This window comes from Halotia branconii CENA392 (assembly GCF_029953635.1).
Classification (GTDB): Bacteria; Cyanobacteriota; Cyanobacteriia; order Cyanobacteriales; family Nostocaceae; genus Halotia; species Halotia branconii.
Genome location: NZ_CP124543.1, coordinates 1,358,331 through 1,373,223, shown reverse-complemented (window position 1 = coordinate 1,373,223; position 14,893 = coordinate 1,358,331). Strand labels below are relative to the sequence as shown.

Annotated in this window: 13 protein-coding genes; 4 read left to right on the top strand and 9 right to left on the bottom strand. The window is 41.6% G+C overall.

Going from position 1 to position 14,893, the window contains the following annotated elements:
* Nucleotides 1-39: 39 nt before the first annotated feature.
* Nucleotides 40-462, top strand: a complete 423-nt coding sequence (locus QI031_RS06210) for an ASCH domain-containing protein (RefSeq protein ID WP_281484328.1) — start codon at nt 40-42, stop codon at nt 460-462.
* Between the two features lie 44 nt (nt 463-506).
* Here the strand turns inward: QI031_RS06210 and QI031_RS06205 are convergent, their stop codons facing one another.
* The 8 genes from QI031_RS06205 to QI031_RS06170 all read right to left on the bottom strand — a co-directional run bounded on the left by QI031_RS06205 (nt 507) and on the right by QI031_RS06170 (nt 8,872).
* On the bottom strand, nt 507-1,703 hold the full coding sequence (locus QI031_RS06205; protein ID WP_281484327.1) for a DUF4336 domain-containing protein: 1,197 nt from the start codon (nt 1,701-1,703) through the stop codon (nt 507-509).
* On the bottom strand, nt 1,670-2,695 hold the full coding sequence (locus QI031_RS06200; protein ID WP_281484326.1) for an alpha/beta hydrolase: 1,026 nt from the start codon (nt 2,693-2,695) through the stop codon (nt 1,670-1,672). Before QI031_RS06200 ends, QI031_RS06205 begins: the two co-directional genes overlap by 34 nt.
* Nucleotides 2,696-2,795: 100 nt before the next feature.
* On the bottom strand, nt 2,796-3,563 hold the full coding sequence (locus tag QI031_RS06195; protein WP_281484325.1) for an SDR family NAD(P)-dependent oxidoreductase: 768 nt from the start codon (nt 3,561-3,563) through the stop codon (nt 2,796-2,798).
* Between the two features lie 40 nt (nt 3,564-3,603).
* Nucleotides 3,604-4,098, bottom strand: coding sequence for a hypothetical protein (locus QI031_RS06190; RefSeq protein ID WP_281484324.1), 495 nt, complete (start codon nt 4,096-4,098; stop codon nt 3,604-3,606).
* Between the two features lie 284 nt (nt 4,099-4,382).
* Nucleotides 4,383-5,288: an extracellular solute-binding protein gene (locus QI031_RS06185; RefSeq protein ID WP_281484323.1), complete on the bottom strand. Its 906-nt coding sequence runs from the start codon at nt 5,286-5,288 to the stop codon at nt 4,383-4,385.
* A gap of 6 nt (nt 5,289-5,294) precedes the next feature.
* Complete coding sequence (locus QI031_RS06180; RefSeq protein ID WP_281484322.1) at nt 5,295-6,008, bottom strand: PspA/IM30 family protein; 714 nt, start codon at nt 6,006-6,008, stop codon at nt 5,295-5,297.
* Between the two features lie 291 nt (nt 6,009-6,299).
* Nucleotides 6,300-8,474 (bottom strand): pentapeptide repeat-containing protein, encoded by a 2,175-nt coding sequence (locus tag QI031_RS06175; RefSeq protein ID WP_281484321.1) that lies wholly within the window; start codon nt 8,472-8,474, stop codon nt 6,300-6,302.
* Between the two features lie 53 nt (nt 8,475-8,527).
* A complete protein-coding gene (locus QI031_RS06170; RefSeq protein WP_281484320.1) occupies nt 8,528-8,872 on the bottom strand; it encodes a hypothetical protein in 345 nt (114 codons plus the stop codon).
* 252 nt (nt 8,873-9,124) lie between these two features.
* On the opposite strand from QI031_RS06170, the gene QI031_RS06165 reads away from it, so the two are divergent.
* Nucleotides 9,125-9,859: a hypothetical protein gene (locus QI031_RS06165; RefSeq protein WP_281484319.1), complete on the top strand. Its 735-nt coding sequence runs from the start codon at nt 9,125-9,127 to the stop codon at nt 9,857-9,859.
* 412 nt (nt 9,860-10,271) lie between these two features.
* On the opposite strand, the gene QI031_RS06160 is transcribed toward QI031_RS06165, so the two are convergent.
* A complete protein-coding gene (locus QI031_RS06160; protein WP_281484318.1) occupies nt 10,272-11,402 on the bottom strand; it encodes a quinone-dependent dihydroorotate dehydrogenase in 1,131 nt (376 codons plus the stop codon).
* A gap of 66 nt (nt 11,403-11,468) precedes the next feature.
* Here QI031_RS06160 and QI031_RS06155 point away from each other — a divergent pair, with 66 nt between their 5' ends.
* Together QI031_RS06155 and QI031_RS06150 are read left to right on the top strand one after the other, a co-directional pair.
* Complete coding sequence (locus tag QI031_RS06155; RefSeq protein WP_281484317.1) at nt 11,469-14,339, top strand: sensor histidine kinase; 2,871 nt, start codon at nt 11,469-11,471, stop codon at nt 14,337-14,339.
* 115 nt (nt 14,340-14,454) lie between these two features.
* The gene (locus tag QI031_RS06150) at nt 14,455-14,715 is read left to right on the top strand and encodes a DUF7219 family protein (RefSeq protein WP_281484316.1); all 261 of its coding nucleotides are present in this window, start codon (nt 14,455-14,457) and stop codon (nt 14,713-14,715) included.
* The last annotated feature ends 178 nt before the right edge of the window (nt 14,716-14,893 follow it).

Below are 14,893 nucleotides of genomic sequence, written 5' to 3'. Positions count from 1 at the left end.
TATTGATAGCGAGTTACTTTTGATGATTTTTACAATTTGATGAACATCGAAATAAACTATCCACCAAAGCTAAAAGCTATTAGTATCCATGCTCCATTCGCTTATGCCATCTGTATAGGTATGAAAGAAGCGGAATATCGATCACAACCAACGCATCGTAGAGGATGGGTGCTAATACATGCTTCTCAGTCAAAACAAAGTGATGATTATTTTGCTGATTATGGCATCGACCCGACAACAGTCAAGCGCGGTGCAATAGTAGGTGCAGTAAAAATTACTAGTTGTGTTGGTTCTCCAGGAAATTACATTTACCATCTGGTTAATCCTATAAAGTTTAACCGTCCTGTAGAGGGAGTGAAGGGAAAGCAAGCGATATTCTGGGGAGCAAAGACAGATGCAGAAAAAATAGCTTTTACTATAGCATCGGAACAAATACGAGAGTACTTACTTAGTACAACTTGAATTTCATATTGTAATTCAGCAACGCCGTATTTTGAATATCTAAACTACACTTTCTCTTTTGCTGGCGGTACAATTCCAATTTTATTTAAGCCTGTATCAATAGCTTTAAGTAGTTGAAAGTCCTCCTCTGGCAAGGGAAAACTGCTACTGCTATGCTTTTCTAAAAAAGAAAATGCTTGGCAAAATTGATATGGTTCTGCTGGAATCGGTGAATCAAAATGACAGGGAATAATCGAATGAAAGTCCCAACTTGCTACTTGATTAGCCCAATTAATCGTTTCTTGGGGTGCGCGGTTGAGAATGAGTGTCTGTAAAATTGGTGCTACAAAAAAACGACCTTTTCCCCGTAGTGCATCAAAAGATCGCTCCCAGTCAGGCTGCCATTTAAAGGGAAATAATCCAAAATAAGCTTTCTTAGAGCGTTCTGGTGCTTGAATAGCATTGCGAAAGACTTGACCCCATTCAGTGATTTCTAACATACTGGGGCGAAAGTACAATGCAAATAACGAGATGCGCTGCCATCCTTTGCGACGGTTAGCTTGATTATCAGCCACAATATCAGAGGCTTGATCCTTGGCATGAAATAGCAAGGGATATGGATCTAATTGAACGATCGCAGGCGGATCTTCTGGTATGGAAATTATTGAGTCTGTAACTAAAAGTGTATGCGATCGCTTGTGGAAGAATGCTACTTCTGCAAACCGCCCAGGTCCCAATTCTATAGGGCCAAGAATTGCATAGTCAAATTCATCAGCAAAGGGGCATTTGCTGCTATCTTCAGAAAGTACCTGGGTACGTTTTTGAGGTAAACCCAACCAACTTAGGGGTAGGTTTAAGGGAAAACTCCACTGTTTGGGAGCTACAAACACTTGTGCTTGGGGAAAGCGCCTAGCAAAGGGACCAACAAAAACCTTATGTTCTAGCCCAGAAACAGTTGGCAAAATAATATATTTGACATCGCCATGTTTTACTACGATCTCATTGAGTAGCCTGATACACTCTAGAGTTGGCGCTACCGGAGCATAGACCAGCAGACCTCCTGTATCTAACTTAACTACGGTCATCCGAATAGGCACAACAACGTAGAATATGCCCTGAAGTTGGTCAAAAGTCCAAATTGTGTCTTTAAATACTTCTTTGCGGATAGTCCGCCGCTTGCTATAAGGGTAAAGTGGCAATGTGAACCAGAAAGACCAAGAAAAGTCTCTCAAATGAGTTTTTCCTCCGATGGATTGATACATTCGAGATGATCGCAACCAAAACGTTGAGTCATCATTGCAGATAAATATTGAGAAGCTAGACCATCAAGATTTAGCTCTTGCTTGATATATTCATAAGCTTCTCCTTGAGTTATGCGTTTTGCCATTTGCTGAAACTGTGTCCAAGTTAAATCACTCTCAACAAAAGCTTTAGCAAGGATAATAACTAATTCCTCATAATCATTGTCTTCTAATTTTGTCATCATTCGGTGTTCAATGTGAAGCGAATCATCAAAGCAGTAATACCAAGATTTTGGTTGCTGCTTGAGTACCTTTGTAAAAAAATCCTGTTGTTTAGAGCGATTAACGGCTTTATCAGCTTCACTACATACCATTAATACCGGGACACAAACACTGCTTCTGGCCTGTTTTGCCAGCTTTTCTCCTAATTGTAGAAATATTCGTAACGCCTTCATCCGAAAACCTTTATAGCCAAAATTGCCGGGTGCGTCTTTGTTAAACCATTCAAAGTAAATTGGTAAGATTTTGATTAGCCAATCAAATAATAAATAACGACTACCTAAAAAAGGCGTGAATAATAAGGCGCGGTCAATTTCTTGGGGATGCTCTAAAGCTAACCAAGCAGCTAAATTTCCACCGGTGGATAATCCCCCGACTACGATTTTTTGACCTAAGGTTTTGGCAATTTGCAACCACTCTAATACAAATTGTTGATAAATTTGAATGTCTGTTGGTAGTGGCGGAGGATTTTGGCGATTCCAGTTACCTGAGCGTCCATGACCAGGTTGTAAGGGAATCAAAACATTGTATCCTGCTTGAAAAAAAGCTTCGCCGAGTGGCTTAAACTGGTAAGGGCCTGCTGTGAAACCATGCAAAAATAGAAAAACTTTGGAAGTGGAGTGGGGATGAATGAAGAATTGTGAGCGACAGGCTTCGTTTTTCAGTCCTAGCACTGACTCTGCTTGAAGAACTTGCTCAATGATTTGTGCTGTCTTGCGAATACCAACTTCCATTTTATTTACGCTACGCGGGTCAGTTGTCAATAGTCAGTTGTCAGTTGTTTTTGAACTAACTCCAGCTAGTCAAGTATTAAAAATCGGGTGTTAGTGATGTCTATGACCGTAAATAACTAGCTCCATTCACATCCAAAATAGCGCCTGTGAGCATTTCAGCACCTTCAGAAGCCAGGAAGAGAATAGTGTGGGCAACTTCTTGGGGATTTGCTACACGATTTAAAGGACTTTGCTGGCGAATTGCTTCACCTGCGGGACTTTCTAGTATCGCTTGAGACATATCAGTTGCTACCCAACCAGGAGCTACAGCAGTTACAAAAATATTATGAGGAGCTAGATGTAAAGCGAGAGACTGGCTAAAAGCATTCAGTCCTGCTTTACTGGCTGCATAAGCTGTAGCTCTAGGCTCCCCTTTAAATGCACCACGAGAAGTGACATTAATAATGCGGCCATTGTGGCGTTCAATCATCTGTTGGGCAACACAATAAGAGACATTGACTGCACCTAGCAAATTAACACTAATTGTTTGTTGCCAAGTAGCTTGCCAATCTTCATAGCTGATTTCCTTCAGTGGATGTTCCTGATAGATACCAGCATTGTTAACTAAAACATCAATATGTCCCAATTGTGCGATCGCTTGATTGACCATTTGCTCGACAGCAACAGGATTTGCTAAATCAGCTTGCACCAAAATGTGACCCTCACCTACCAAAGATTGGTGAACTCGTTCAGCAGCTTTTGTTTGCTGATGGTAATGAAGCGCCACACGCGCACCTGCTTGGGCAAAAGCAGTGGCTACGGCCTTGCCTATCCCCCGCGAAGCACCTGTAATTAGGACATTTTTTCCAGAAAAATTGAAGTTGAGCATTAATTTGTGTACTTACTTCATAGCGATCGCCATGAAATAATTAAAATCTTAAACCCACACCACCTTGCACAGAAACAGCCGTACCACCACTATCACGATAGGCATCAAAAGCAATGATGGCGTTGCCAAAAAGAACGGTATTACTATTAGGAACGACGTAATCAATTCCTGGTTGCAAAGCAAAACTAATTTTATCTCCTACAGGAGAAGATCCACCACCACCAGCTAAAACTAGTCCGGCTCCCAAATAGGCATCGGTTTGCCAGTTGATCGGCACATCGTAAGAAACCGTCGGCACAACTGCTGTATTGTTACCTATTAATGCTTGGGCACGAAAAGAAATCGGTGCTTCTAAAAGTTTATAGCGGGCGGCTATAACTCCTCCTAATTGGATACCGTCAGTAATACCAATGGTTGGCCCGATACCAACATAGCTGCCATAAGCTACTTGAGCTTGTGCTGGTTGAGTATTTACAACCATACTCAAAACAGCGCCAGTTCCTAGAAGTGAGACTAAATACTTAAGATGTTTCATTACCCGACTCCTCACACCATCTTGGATTTCAAATATACCTTTGAATACTTATGTTATCTCTGTTGATGACCATCCGTGATGAGTAATGACAACACAAATTATTAATGACAGATACTAAACTTCTTGCAAAAGTCCAAAGTTGTGAATATAGCGGTTTTCTTATGGAGAAAATACACCACTCTAGCCCCTAGTCCTAGTTCCTAGTCCCTTTCTTACTAGAGTGTATTGCACACAACCGGGAAGCTCTATAATTAACCGCAACAAGATAGGTTGGAGTAGATAAATTAATTATTGAGTATAGTAGCTTGCTGCCCTTGAGGCGAAGTGGCATAACCTAAAAAGGCTTGAACTCCAGGACTAGCAGGATTCTTGTAAACATAAAACAGCTGTCTTTGATAGGGATAACCATTTGCATCTGGAGTCAAACCATCAATCGCCAATGATCTCACTGTTTGCTGATTAGCAACTTGTGCAAAAGTAGCGTAACCTACGCCATCAGTTCCCAAAGCTTGGAGTAAAGGAGTTGTGGCATCTCGTTGTAATGTTGTGATATTTGGTGTCGTGCCAAAATTAGCTCCCTTCAGCACTATTTCTTGAAATGTTTCATGTGTGCCACTAATTGCTGGTCGATTGATAACTCGAATAGTGCTATTTTTACCACCCACTGCTGACCAGTTATTAATTTTACCTTGAAATATATCTGCTACTTGAGCGCTGGTTAATCCTTGATTAAAAGGATTTGCTTTGCCAACAACAACAGCGATCGCATCTGTTGTTACAGGAATTGCCACCAATCCTTGATTCTCCTCTTGTGCAGTCAAAGGTCGAGATATAGCCGCAATATCTGCTTTACCTGCAACAAGATCTGCGATACCTTTATCAGAACCACTTGCAGTGGTTACAATATTAGTACCCGGAAACTGTCTTTCAAAAGCTTTTTTAAGATTTTGATTAATTGTCACCATGCTGGTAGAACCCGCTATCCTCACGGTAGTACCGCCAGATACTGAACTCGGAGAGGGGAAAGTGGAAGTATTACCAGAAGGTGTGTTGCCTGGGGAGGGAATAGCAGTAGGTGCTGTAGATGTAGGTGCTGGTTGTCGTTTGAAGAAGTACCAGTAACCACCACCCAGTAAAATTAGAAATAAAACGATAAAAACAATTGGAGGCGGGGCGCTTCTCTTACTCATAACTTTTTACTCTGGTAGTTGGTTAATAGTTGAATCATTTAACATCTGCAAACGCCGAGAAACTTCATCATCTACAGTCATTTGTTCTATTTCAGCCTGGAGTTTTTCAGTAGAACTTTCAGACATTTCAGCTAAAGCGTCTACTTGTAAATTACGACGTTCAACTGCACTTTTAGCTTTTTCAAAGTCACTTTTTGCCGAACCAATGTTAAATTCATTATTGACTTTGGCAATCATCGCTAATGCTTCGTTCACTTCTGACATATCTTTCATATTTTGCATATCAGCTTTGTAGGTTTCTAGCTTCATGCGTTCCCGGTTTAGCTTATCTTTAGAGGCATTTACAGATGTTTCAGCCTGTTTGACCATCTCCTCTAGTTTGGGCAAAATTTGTTCTGTTTGAATTGCCTTGGTCATTGCCATCCGCGCTGCTTCTTGATTACCATTACGCTGGGCAATATTTGCTTGTTGCTCTAAGGTTCGTAATTCTTTGACTTTCGTCTCGTATTTGTTTTTGGCTATTTTGTAAGAACCTTCTTGCATAGCCACAGCTTGAGCCAGCTTTTGCACCGATTCTTGCATTGATTGCAGTGATTCTTCAGCTACAGCGACAGCCACTTTGCCACCAGACTCCACAGGTATTCCCCATAGCCAATTCCAAGTACTAACTATGGTTCGTCCTGCTTTTTCACCCATTAACCAGTACACAGCTTTTTTCATATAGAATCCTATTTGATTTTGACTAAAATTCTTTCTTTATATTCTCACTTTAATTAAATTCATAGAAAGCGGCGGGAAATTCTATCTCTTCATTAAGTGGCGGGGCGTGGGGCATAGGGAAGAAGAATTGGGGCAGGGTGCAGGGTGCAAGGGAGATGAAGAAAAATTACCTATTTCCCCCCTGCTCCCCTGCCTCCCCTGCCTCCCCTGCCTCCCCTGCCTCCCCTGCTCCCTGCTCCCTGCCCCCTGCTCCCCTGCCTCCCCTGCTCCCCTCCCTGCCTCTTGTCTTCCCTACGGACAACGAGGATGAATGCCTCCTTGAGTACAAATATAAGCTAGTTGTTTCGCGTCTAAATTTTTGGCTTGAGAAAAATCAACTCCTTTGACTACAGCAGATACTGAGCCTAAATCTGGTGTTTGCACAAATTGATCGGCTGGATCTTGTTTGTTAGGTGTGAGAATTGTGTCTTGGAAATCTGCTCCTGCGACATTCGCCCCTCGTAAATCTACAAGGCTTAAATCAGCATTCCGCAAATTGGCATTTTCCATTTGGGCAGAACGCAAAGTAGCGCCAGTTAAACGAGTGGCGCTGAGGTTAGCATTGCTGAGATTGGCACGTTCTAAATCGGCTCCCGATAAATCTGATCCTTGCCAGTCAGTTTTAGTTAAATTGGCTGACGATAATTGAGTTCCGATCGCAATGACGCGACCTAAACGCGCACCATATAAATTAGCTTCGTTTAATTTGGCATCACCTAAGTCTGCCCCAGTCAGGCTGGCATTTTCTAAAACTGCGTGATGTAAATCTGCACTTACTAATTGGGTGCTGCTGAGATTAGCACCAACTAAGCGGGCATTCGATAAATTGGCTCTATTGAGAGTAGCACGGCTTAAGTCACTACCAGTCATAACAACGCGACTGAGGTTAGCATCGGTGAAATTTACTTGTTTCATTTGGGCTTGACTCAAATCAGCGATCGCATCATCATAGGTATCCAAGCGGCCATCTTCACCAACCCCCCGAAAACGACTACCTTTAAAACTGGCTTGGTTAAGTTTTGCAGATTTGAATTTTACTCCTGACAAATCGACGTTTTCTAAAACCAAATTGAAAAAGGAACTTCCTGGAGTGCCACTCTGACTCAATTGGCTACGACTCAGATCGATATTCTCAGTTTTACCGCTGTAAACGGTGAGAATCTTGTTAATTGTCTGCTGGTTCACTTGTAACCGCTTTTGGCGTAATTCCTTTTCTTGGGGATTGTTACTTATAGCCGCTAACTCGCCAGCTAAAAACTGATTTTTGTTTTTTAATTCTGGGATAGCTTTAGTTCCAATACTTGTTAAAGCTTGTTGAATCGTATCCACAAGCACGGGATTGGTTTCGTTAACTAAAAGATCCGTCAGAAATTGGATAGACTGCGGATCATTGAGACCACCCATCGCTAAAATGACACTTTGGCGTTCTTCGGTGGTAGCGCCAGAGTTAGGACTTAATTGTTTGACTAGGGCTAAAAATTTTTGACTGTTGATTTGTTTAGTTTCACGCTGGGTTTGCTGAGTTTGAATATAAACTTGAGTAGTAATTAAAGTTGCCAAAACAGCAGTCATACTGACCAGCGCTACACCAAATAAAGTCAGGCTGGGGTTTTGCCGCATTCGCCGCCACAAGGTGCGAAGACTGGGGGCTTCGGTTGCCATTACCATAACTGGGGAGGCCACTTGCTCATTTTCTTCTTCCTGGCGTTCAAGTTCACTAGTTCCCATCGGCAAAGCTTGCTCTTTGCTAGTGGCTGGTGAAGTTGGTAAGGGACGAGTGCTATCTATAGCATAAGTACCAGCTAACCAATCGTGTAATGCTCGTCGTCCTTGGCGTGAAGGTAGAGCCATTCCTTCACCCAGCACCATTAATACAGCTAAAAATGTGAATAATCCTAAATTTGGAAAGGCAAAACTGTAACGCCAAAGAATATAAGCAACAGACACTGGTACAGTCCAGCGACCAATTCCTTCGCGGACTACAACTGCCGCTAAACCCGGTGCTGTACCTTGCTCGTTGACAATCCGCACACCAAATCGACGTTTAGGAATAGTACTACCAGTTTTAGCTAGTAAATATAATTGCCAACATGAAAGCGTCAATGGTGCTAACAAAGCTATTGTCCACAAGTAATTGGTTGGACTGGCGACGTTACGGATGCCATAGCTAACAGGTAAAGCTAAGGGACGAGCGATCGCTCTTTCTGTGACCACTAGCAAGGGGTTGAGGGGTACGCGGTTGACATCACTTCTAGAATTGATATAAGCACCAATTCCTAAGGGAATTAACCCACTGACAATCACTAGTGTAATTTCAGCAGTCCAAGCAGCAAAACGCCTAGTAATTAATGGCTGTGCATTGGCTGTTTCTGATGTTTTTGACAAACTCGATTGATTACTACTTCTCCTGACAATTGGAGTCGCCATCGGATAATTTCCTTTGATTTTATTTGCGCCGTTGCCGGCGCAGTTAACATAGACTATTGCTTATTGCGAAAGCTACCAGACACGAAAAATTTGTATCCAAGATACACTAACCCTGCTAGAACTGCCAGACTAATTGCCGATGCCACAAGTTTCAGTGTTATTTGGATTATTGCCAAGCCCAACAGTACTGCCACACCCACAAAGATTACTTGGCTGATTTTAGACAAGTTGTTAAACCAAAGTTGCGATCGCCTCAAGTGTGATTTGAAGTCGAACAGACTAGCCTCAGATGTATTTTTTGGTTCTTGTGGTTGTCTAACTTCGCCCGGTGAGGAATTAATCTCTGCCTCTAGCTTTTGCAGCCGGCGTTGCAAGTCTTCTTCAGGTTGAGGATTCATCAGTTTTTTCTACCTTAGCTAGGATGCTTATTTAATAACAGACCAACCAAATCTGATGTTTGGCGGTTGTGTCTGTGATTTTAGCTAATGTCTAAGCCAGAAAACCTTGATCCAAAGGTAAAAATTATTAGATTTAGTCTGGTTTTTGCTAACAAATTTGCCAAGACTTTGCCAAATGATACAAAAAAATGTCACAATTTTTGCCAAGATATATAGTACTATTTCACAAAAATTCACTTGGCAAGAATCAGCATGAGTGAAAAACTAATGGAAGGCAACGGGAAAGCGTTTCTCGTTCTGCTTTTGCCAATCTCGTTTTTGATTATTTTCTTGGTTTCTACTTGGAAAGCTTTACTAGTGTTAATTTTGCTAGCCCTAGGTTTCAATCTTTGGCAGCAATATCGATGGCAAAAGTGGTGTCAGCAAGTTAATCCAATTTTCCATCAGTTAATTCGGGAAAACCAGGGTCAGATAACGCCGATGGATTTGGCAATTAAGGGCAGTTTTTCTGGATCAGTTGCCAAACGCTACCTAGATAGTAAAGCTGCGGAATTTGGTGCTAGCCTACGCAACTCTGAAGAAGGAGGTGAAGTTTATTACTTTATAACTGCCAGTATTTTAGGCAACATACTTGATAGTAGTGAGCCTGTGAAAAAACTTCCGGCTCAACCAGTTACCAAAACTGCACGTTCGCTTTTGGAACCACCGCCACAACAACCAGTAAAGGAGGAAACAGAACCGGAATTAGTAACCCCAGCAACCCATACGGAAGCACAGCGATCGCTAGAACAGCAATTGGTTTTTGGCTCTCTGATTCAATCAGAACTAGCCAAGCGGCTAAATGTTTATTCCAGCACAGTTTATAAACGACGAAACGATCCAGAGTTTCCAGAGTGGAGTCGCAGCAAAGACCCAGATGGCATTGCTTGGACATTCTCTGAAAAAAATAAGGAGTTTTTCCCACTTGAGGAAGAAGGCAAAAATTAAAAATTTTCAGGCAAAAGTCATTTATTGACGCTGCGCGTGTCAGTGGTCAATTGTCAGTTGTTAGGTTGTTTTTTGTAATTTGGTTTAATACTCCATCCCTGAAGGGGTGGTTTTCACAAATCTTCTTGAAAAGTTCTGCGCCCCGAAGTTTGCCGGAGAGAACATCTCCCCGGCAACTTCTCTTCGGAAACTGGGACGCACAGCGCCAGTTCTCTCAAGTCGAGCCAGCCGCTTGCGGGGGTTCCCCCCGTTGTGCGGACTGGCGTGGCAAAGCCGCCCACGAGACTGGCTTGACTTTTCGCTGTCTTGAAAAGTTCTGCGCCCGGAAACCGGGACGCACAGACTTTTCGCTTTGCCACTGACTACTGACCACTGACCACTGACCACTAACAAAACTACGAGTGGACTTTATTTATTTAGAAATGTTTGCTTTTAAGCCTACAGCTGCGGTGATGGAACTTAAGTTATTTTCTTCTAACTTAGAAAGTAAACCTTTGAGGATCTGGCTTACCATCATCGGGCCTTCGTAAATCCAGCCTGTATACACCTGGATCAAACTAGCACCAGCTGTAATTTTTTCCCAAGCGTCTTTAGTGGAAAATATGCCACCAACGCCGATGATCGGTATTTGTCCTTGGGTTCGCTGCCAAATAAACCGAATTACCTCAGTAGAGCGATCGCGTAATGGCATACCGCTAATTCCCCCAGCTTCATCTTGGGGTGATTTGCCTGTTTGGCTAATGATTTGAGTTTGCAGTCCCTCACGCCTAATTGTGGTATTGGTGGCAATAATTCCTGCTAATTTATAGGTCTTGGCTAAAGAAATAATATCGGCGATCGCTTCCCATTCCAAGTCAGGCGCTATCTTGACAAAAATTGGTTTTTGGTGTTTATTTTCGGTTTGCAATAAATCCAAGATCGTACTTAGCATGGCAGCATCTTGGAGCGATCGCAATCCTGGTGTGTTAGGTGAAGAAACATTAACGACAAAATAGTCGCCCAATTCTTTGAGTAAGCGAAAACTATTGAGATAATCTTCTGCTGCTGCTTTTAGGGGCGTAACCTTAGATTTACCTAAATTTATACCAATCGGTATTGACCAGCCTAACTCTTGCTGGCTTTTTGCTAATCGTGCGGCCATTGCTGCTGCTCCGCTATTATTAAAACCCATGCGGTTGAGAGCAGCTTTGTCCATCGGTAAACGAAACAAACGAGGACGGGGATTTCCTGGTTGGGCTACAAACGTGACAGTACCCAATTCTGCAAAACCAAAACCCAGACTCGACCAGATACTAGCTGCCATCCCATCTTTATCAAATCCAGCCGCTAAACCTAAAGGATTGGGAAATTGTAAGCCAAATAAAGTTTGTGCTAAACGTGAATCTTTGAGACACAAAGATTTTTCTAGCCTCCGGTTTACCCAGCTAGCGTCTGTTTGCGAAAGCCAGCTTAAACTCCAAATCGTCTGCTGATGTAACCACTCTGGGTCTGTTTTGAGCAGATTGAATAAAAGTGGACGAATTGCAACTTGATAAATATCCAACAGCTTATTAATCAGAGTAGTTTTCTGGGCATCTTATATATTACAAGCTATGTAACCAATAATCAGATGGGGCAGCCACAAAAAACTATAGCCGCCGAACAGCAAATCCAAGCCTTGGGATATGTCCTGCAAAGCCTCAGGGAACAAGATGATGTTGAAGTTCTGATTAAAACAACTATTTCTTATATTCAACAGCAGTTTGATTACAGTTTAATTTGGATTGCTACTTACGATCGCCTCAAACATGCATTGTTGGGTCAAGGAGGCATAACACCCGATCATGACACCAAATTGTTACATAAACGAGTTGTCCTCAACCCAGGTGATTTATTAGAGCAAGTAGTAATCGAACAGCGTCCTTTAGGATTAGCAGACTTACGAACTGAAATCCGTGCCGCAGTGTGGCAAGAAACAGGCAGAAAATTCAACATCCAAGGAACGGTTTTTTTGCCAATTCGCTATAGAGATCGTTGTTTGGGTTTGCTGTTATTAGGTTCAGAACGCTGGGGTTATTTACTGCCAGCAGAAGCGAAAGCTAGGCTGTTGATAGTTTTGGGTGAGTTGGGGGCAGTACTTTATAGACATGAAATGGATTTGCAGCAAAAGCAAACCAAACGTCCTGATGAGCCATTATTAGTATTATTAGAAAACTTACGCACTCTCACTAACTTAGATCAAAGACTCAAAGCGGTTATAGAGACAACACATCAATTTATTTCCCCCAACCGGACAAACGTTTACTGGTTTGAGCGCCAAGGGCGTTACTTTTGGTGTCGGATGAGTAATCAACTGATTAATATTGGTCGTGATTCTAGTCAGCAACCAGCAGCAGGAATGACAGTGCAGGAATTGAGTGAATTATATTATGCTTTGTCAGTGAATCAAGTTGTCTGGATTGGTGATGCCCGGAGTTCATTAGAAAGTCATTTTACAGCTAAATTGTTACAACGCCTAAAGGTGCGATCGCTGTTGGCAGCACCCATCATCTGGCAAAATGATTTATTAGGTTTTCTGGCGGTAGAAGGCAATGAACCTCGCATTTGGACAGAGACAGACAAGAATTTTGTCCAAAGCGCGGCGGGATTAATTTCTTTGGTTGCTCCTGTCGAAAGCATGGAAAGCACTATTAAAATAATTCAAGATGATACACAGCTAACTAGTCAAGTTGCCCAAGCTATTTATAGCCATCACGATCTTCACGAAACTTTACGTAACTGTGCAACCAGAGTATTGGCTCGACTAGCAGCTACGCGCTTTTTACTATTACAATACGACCTTGATCAGCATAATTATCAAATTCTCTATCAAACTCAACCTCATAATCGCCGTCCTTTAGCATTTACTTTTCATACTTTGAAAGACATGGATCTGCAAATGTTAAAGTCTGCAACAATTGCAGTGGAAGTGGAAAACTTAAATGAAGATTTACGGTTTTTAAATTGGCGTTCCCCTTTAATAGAAAATAATGTGCGATCGCTTTTAGTTTGCAACTGCGCCCAAGGTCATGCACCAGAAGCATTGGTACTAATTGCTCACGAAAATCATCGTACTTGGACAAGTTTAGAAAAGGAATTATTCTGGATTGTCGCTCAACAAATTGGGGTGATTGTGCATCAGTGGCAATTGCAAAGTGATACAAAGCAACAGCAAAAAATTTTACATGGCATCAAACAGTGTTTATACACCCTAGAACAAGCCCAAAACGAAAAAAATGAGGTTAGAGACAATCATTTAGAACGTACGGCATTAGAGCAAATTGCAGCTGTTCTCAACTGTCCTCTGACATTATTACTGTCTTGGTCTTTTGGTCAGTCTTGTGCAGAAATTATCCCTGGATTAGTTACCGAACATGGGTTTGGGATTGTTACCAATGCGAAAGTATCCATTCAAGCTGAAGTTTTAATTCAGTGGGCGCTAGCTAAAGATGGTTACTTAAATGTAAATGTAGATGATTTACCATCGGAAACTAAGAAATGGTTGAATGGTTCAGGCATCGGTCAAATTTTAGTTATGGCCTTACGTACTGCTACTGATTATCAACCAACAGGGGTAGTTTTAATAGCAGACCGTCGAGAGCGTCAATGGTCACAACAAAGCTTAAATGCTACAGAAATTTTAGTAGATCAGTTAGCTTGGTCACGTCGTCAGCGGCAAATTACCCAACTTTTAGAATCTACAACCCAAGAATTACAACAACTTAATTGGTATAAACATCGGCGTTTACAAGAAATCCAAAGAACAGCAGTAATATTACTAGGTCAAATACAAGATTTGGGCATTCCTACTAATGAACTAACTCAAACACGCTACCAGCTACTGCTACGGCAGTTAGATCATACAACTGCCTCTATGACTGGAATGCTCAAACTGGAACAATGGCAGTTGCATATTAGCAGCGAAACTATGCCTATAGCCAGTTTTCTTAAGCGATCGCTCGAACGAGTAGACAATTTATTTAAACACAACAAGCTGTGGACTGGTGTACATAATTTGGGACAATCGGTAGAGGAGCAAGAGTCGGTAGCAAATTCCGCACGTTTCAAAGGAATCCAAACTTCAGATTATCCATCTTCACTAGCGATCGCTGGTGATATCGTCAAATTTGAATTAGTTCTTCATGAATTATTGGTTGCAGCTTGTCACCGTTGTCAAAGTGGTAGCAGAATTGATATCTGGTGTCGCCGTTTAGATGATCAATTTCTAGAACTGTCAATCACAGATAACGGCATTATTGAACCACAATTGCTAGCAGCACTAGATCACAATACACCCAAAGACGTGCTTGTTCCTTCCTTTCTCAACCAACCACCAGGCTTACATCTGTTGATCTGTCAAAACTTAATGCAGCAATTGGCAGGAGAACTACAATTTTATCAGTTACCAGATCAACGTATTGTTAGCCGTCTACTACTACCCTTAGCTGGTGGTAATTCTTAGTCGGATGACTTTCTTGATAAATCTGGCATTCTCTTAAAATAATCAAGTTGCTAATAACCAGCAACTGACAGTATATTAAAACTTTAGTCAAAACTATTTATATAGAGATAAATCTATGGTACAACCTCATCAGCCAGATAAAAACAAATTTATTTACCCTCGCAGTCGCTATTACGGTCAAACTAAACCAGAAAATCTAGTTTTTAATGCCAACTTGCAAGAATTTACTCAAATAGTTAGCTACATTAGCTGTTTAGAAACATCAGGAAAGCTTGCTCCTCTTGAGGCTTATCAGCAGATTAAGGCAGTTTGGAAGCAGTTGAAGCACAGTAAGAAAAAACTGGGAATTGGTAAGGAACTACCCCCTTCATCCTGAAGTTACTTTAAATTGAGCAAGAATAAAAATAAAAAACTGTCTGAAAGATGCGCTACTACATCTGTAGTGATCATTCTTCAACTTGGTATCACTACATCACCTTATAAATCTCTCTATGTGATGAAGAATTTAATATTAACGTTGAATTAACGTTCTTGAGTACACATCAACCTAGAGA

Excerpts from the sequence above, each read along its gene's own strand:
- QI031_RS06210 (WP_281484328.1), top strand. The coding sequence starts at position 40 with ATGAACATCGAAATAAACTATCCACCAAAGCTAAAAGCTATTAGTATC.
- QI031_RS06205 (WP_281484327.1), bottom strand. The coding sequence starts at position 1,703 with ATGTATCAATCCATCGGAGGAAAAACTCATTTGAGAGACTTTTCTTGG.
- QI031_RS06200 (WP_281484326.1), bottom strand. The coding sequence starts at position 2,695 with ATGGAAGTTGGTATTCGCAAGACAGCACAAATCATTGAGCAAGTTCTT.
- QI031_RS06195 (WP_281484325.1), bottom strand. The coding sequence starts at position 3,563 with ATGCTCAACTTCAATTTTTCTGGAAAAAATGTCCTAATTACAGGTGCT.
- QI031_RS06190 (WP_281484324.1), bottom strand. The coding sequence starts at position 4,098 with ATGAAACATCTTAAGTATTTAGTCTCACTTCTAGGAACTGGCGCTGTT.
- QI031_RS06185 (WP_281484323.1), bottom strand. The coding sequence starts at position 5,288 with ATGAGTAAGAGAAGCGCCCCGCCTCCAATTGTTTTTATCGTTTTATTT.
- QI031_RS06180 (WP_281484322.1), bottom strand. The coding sequence starts at position 6,008 with ATGAAAAAAGCTGTGTACTGGTTAATGGGTGAAAAAGCAGGACGAACC.
- QI031_RS06175 (WP_281484321.1), bottom strand. The coding sequence starts at position 8,474 with ATGGCGACTCCAATTGTCAGGAGAAGTAGTAATCAATCGAGTTTGTCA.
- QI031_RS06170 (WP_281484320.1), bottom strand. The coding sequence starts at position 8,872 with ATGAATCCTCAACCTGAAGAAGACTTGCAACGCCGGCTGCAAAAGCTA.
- QI031_RS06165 (WP_281484319.1), top strand. The coding sequence starts at position 9,125 with ATGAGTGAAAAACTAATGGAAGGCAACGGGAAAGCGTTTCTCGTTCTG.
- QI031_RS06155 (WP_281484317.1), top strand. The coding sequence starts at position 11,469 with ATGGGGCAGCCACAAAAAACTATAGCCGCCGAACAGCAAATCCAAGCC.
- QI031_RS06150 (WP_281484316.1), top strand. The coding sequence starts at position 14,455 with ATGGTACAACCTCATCAGCCAGATAAAAACAAATTTATTTACCCTCGC.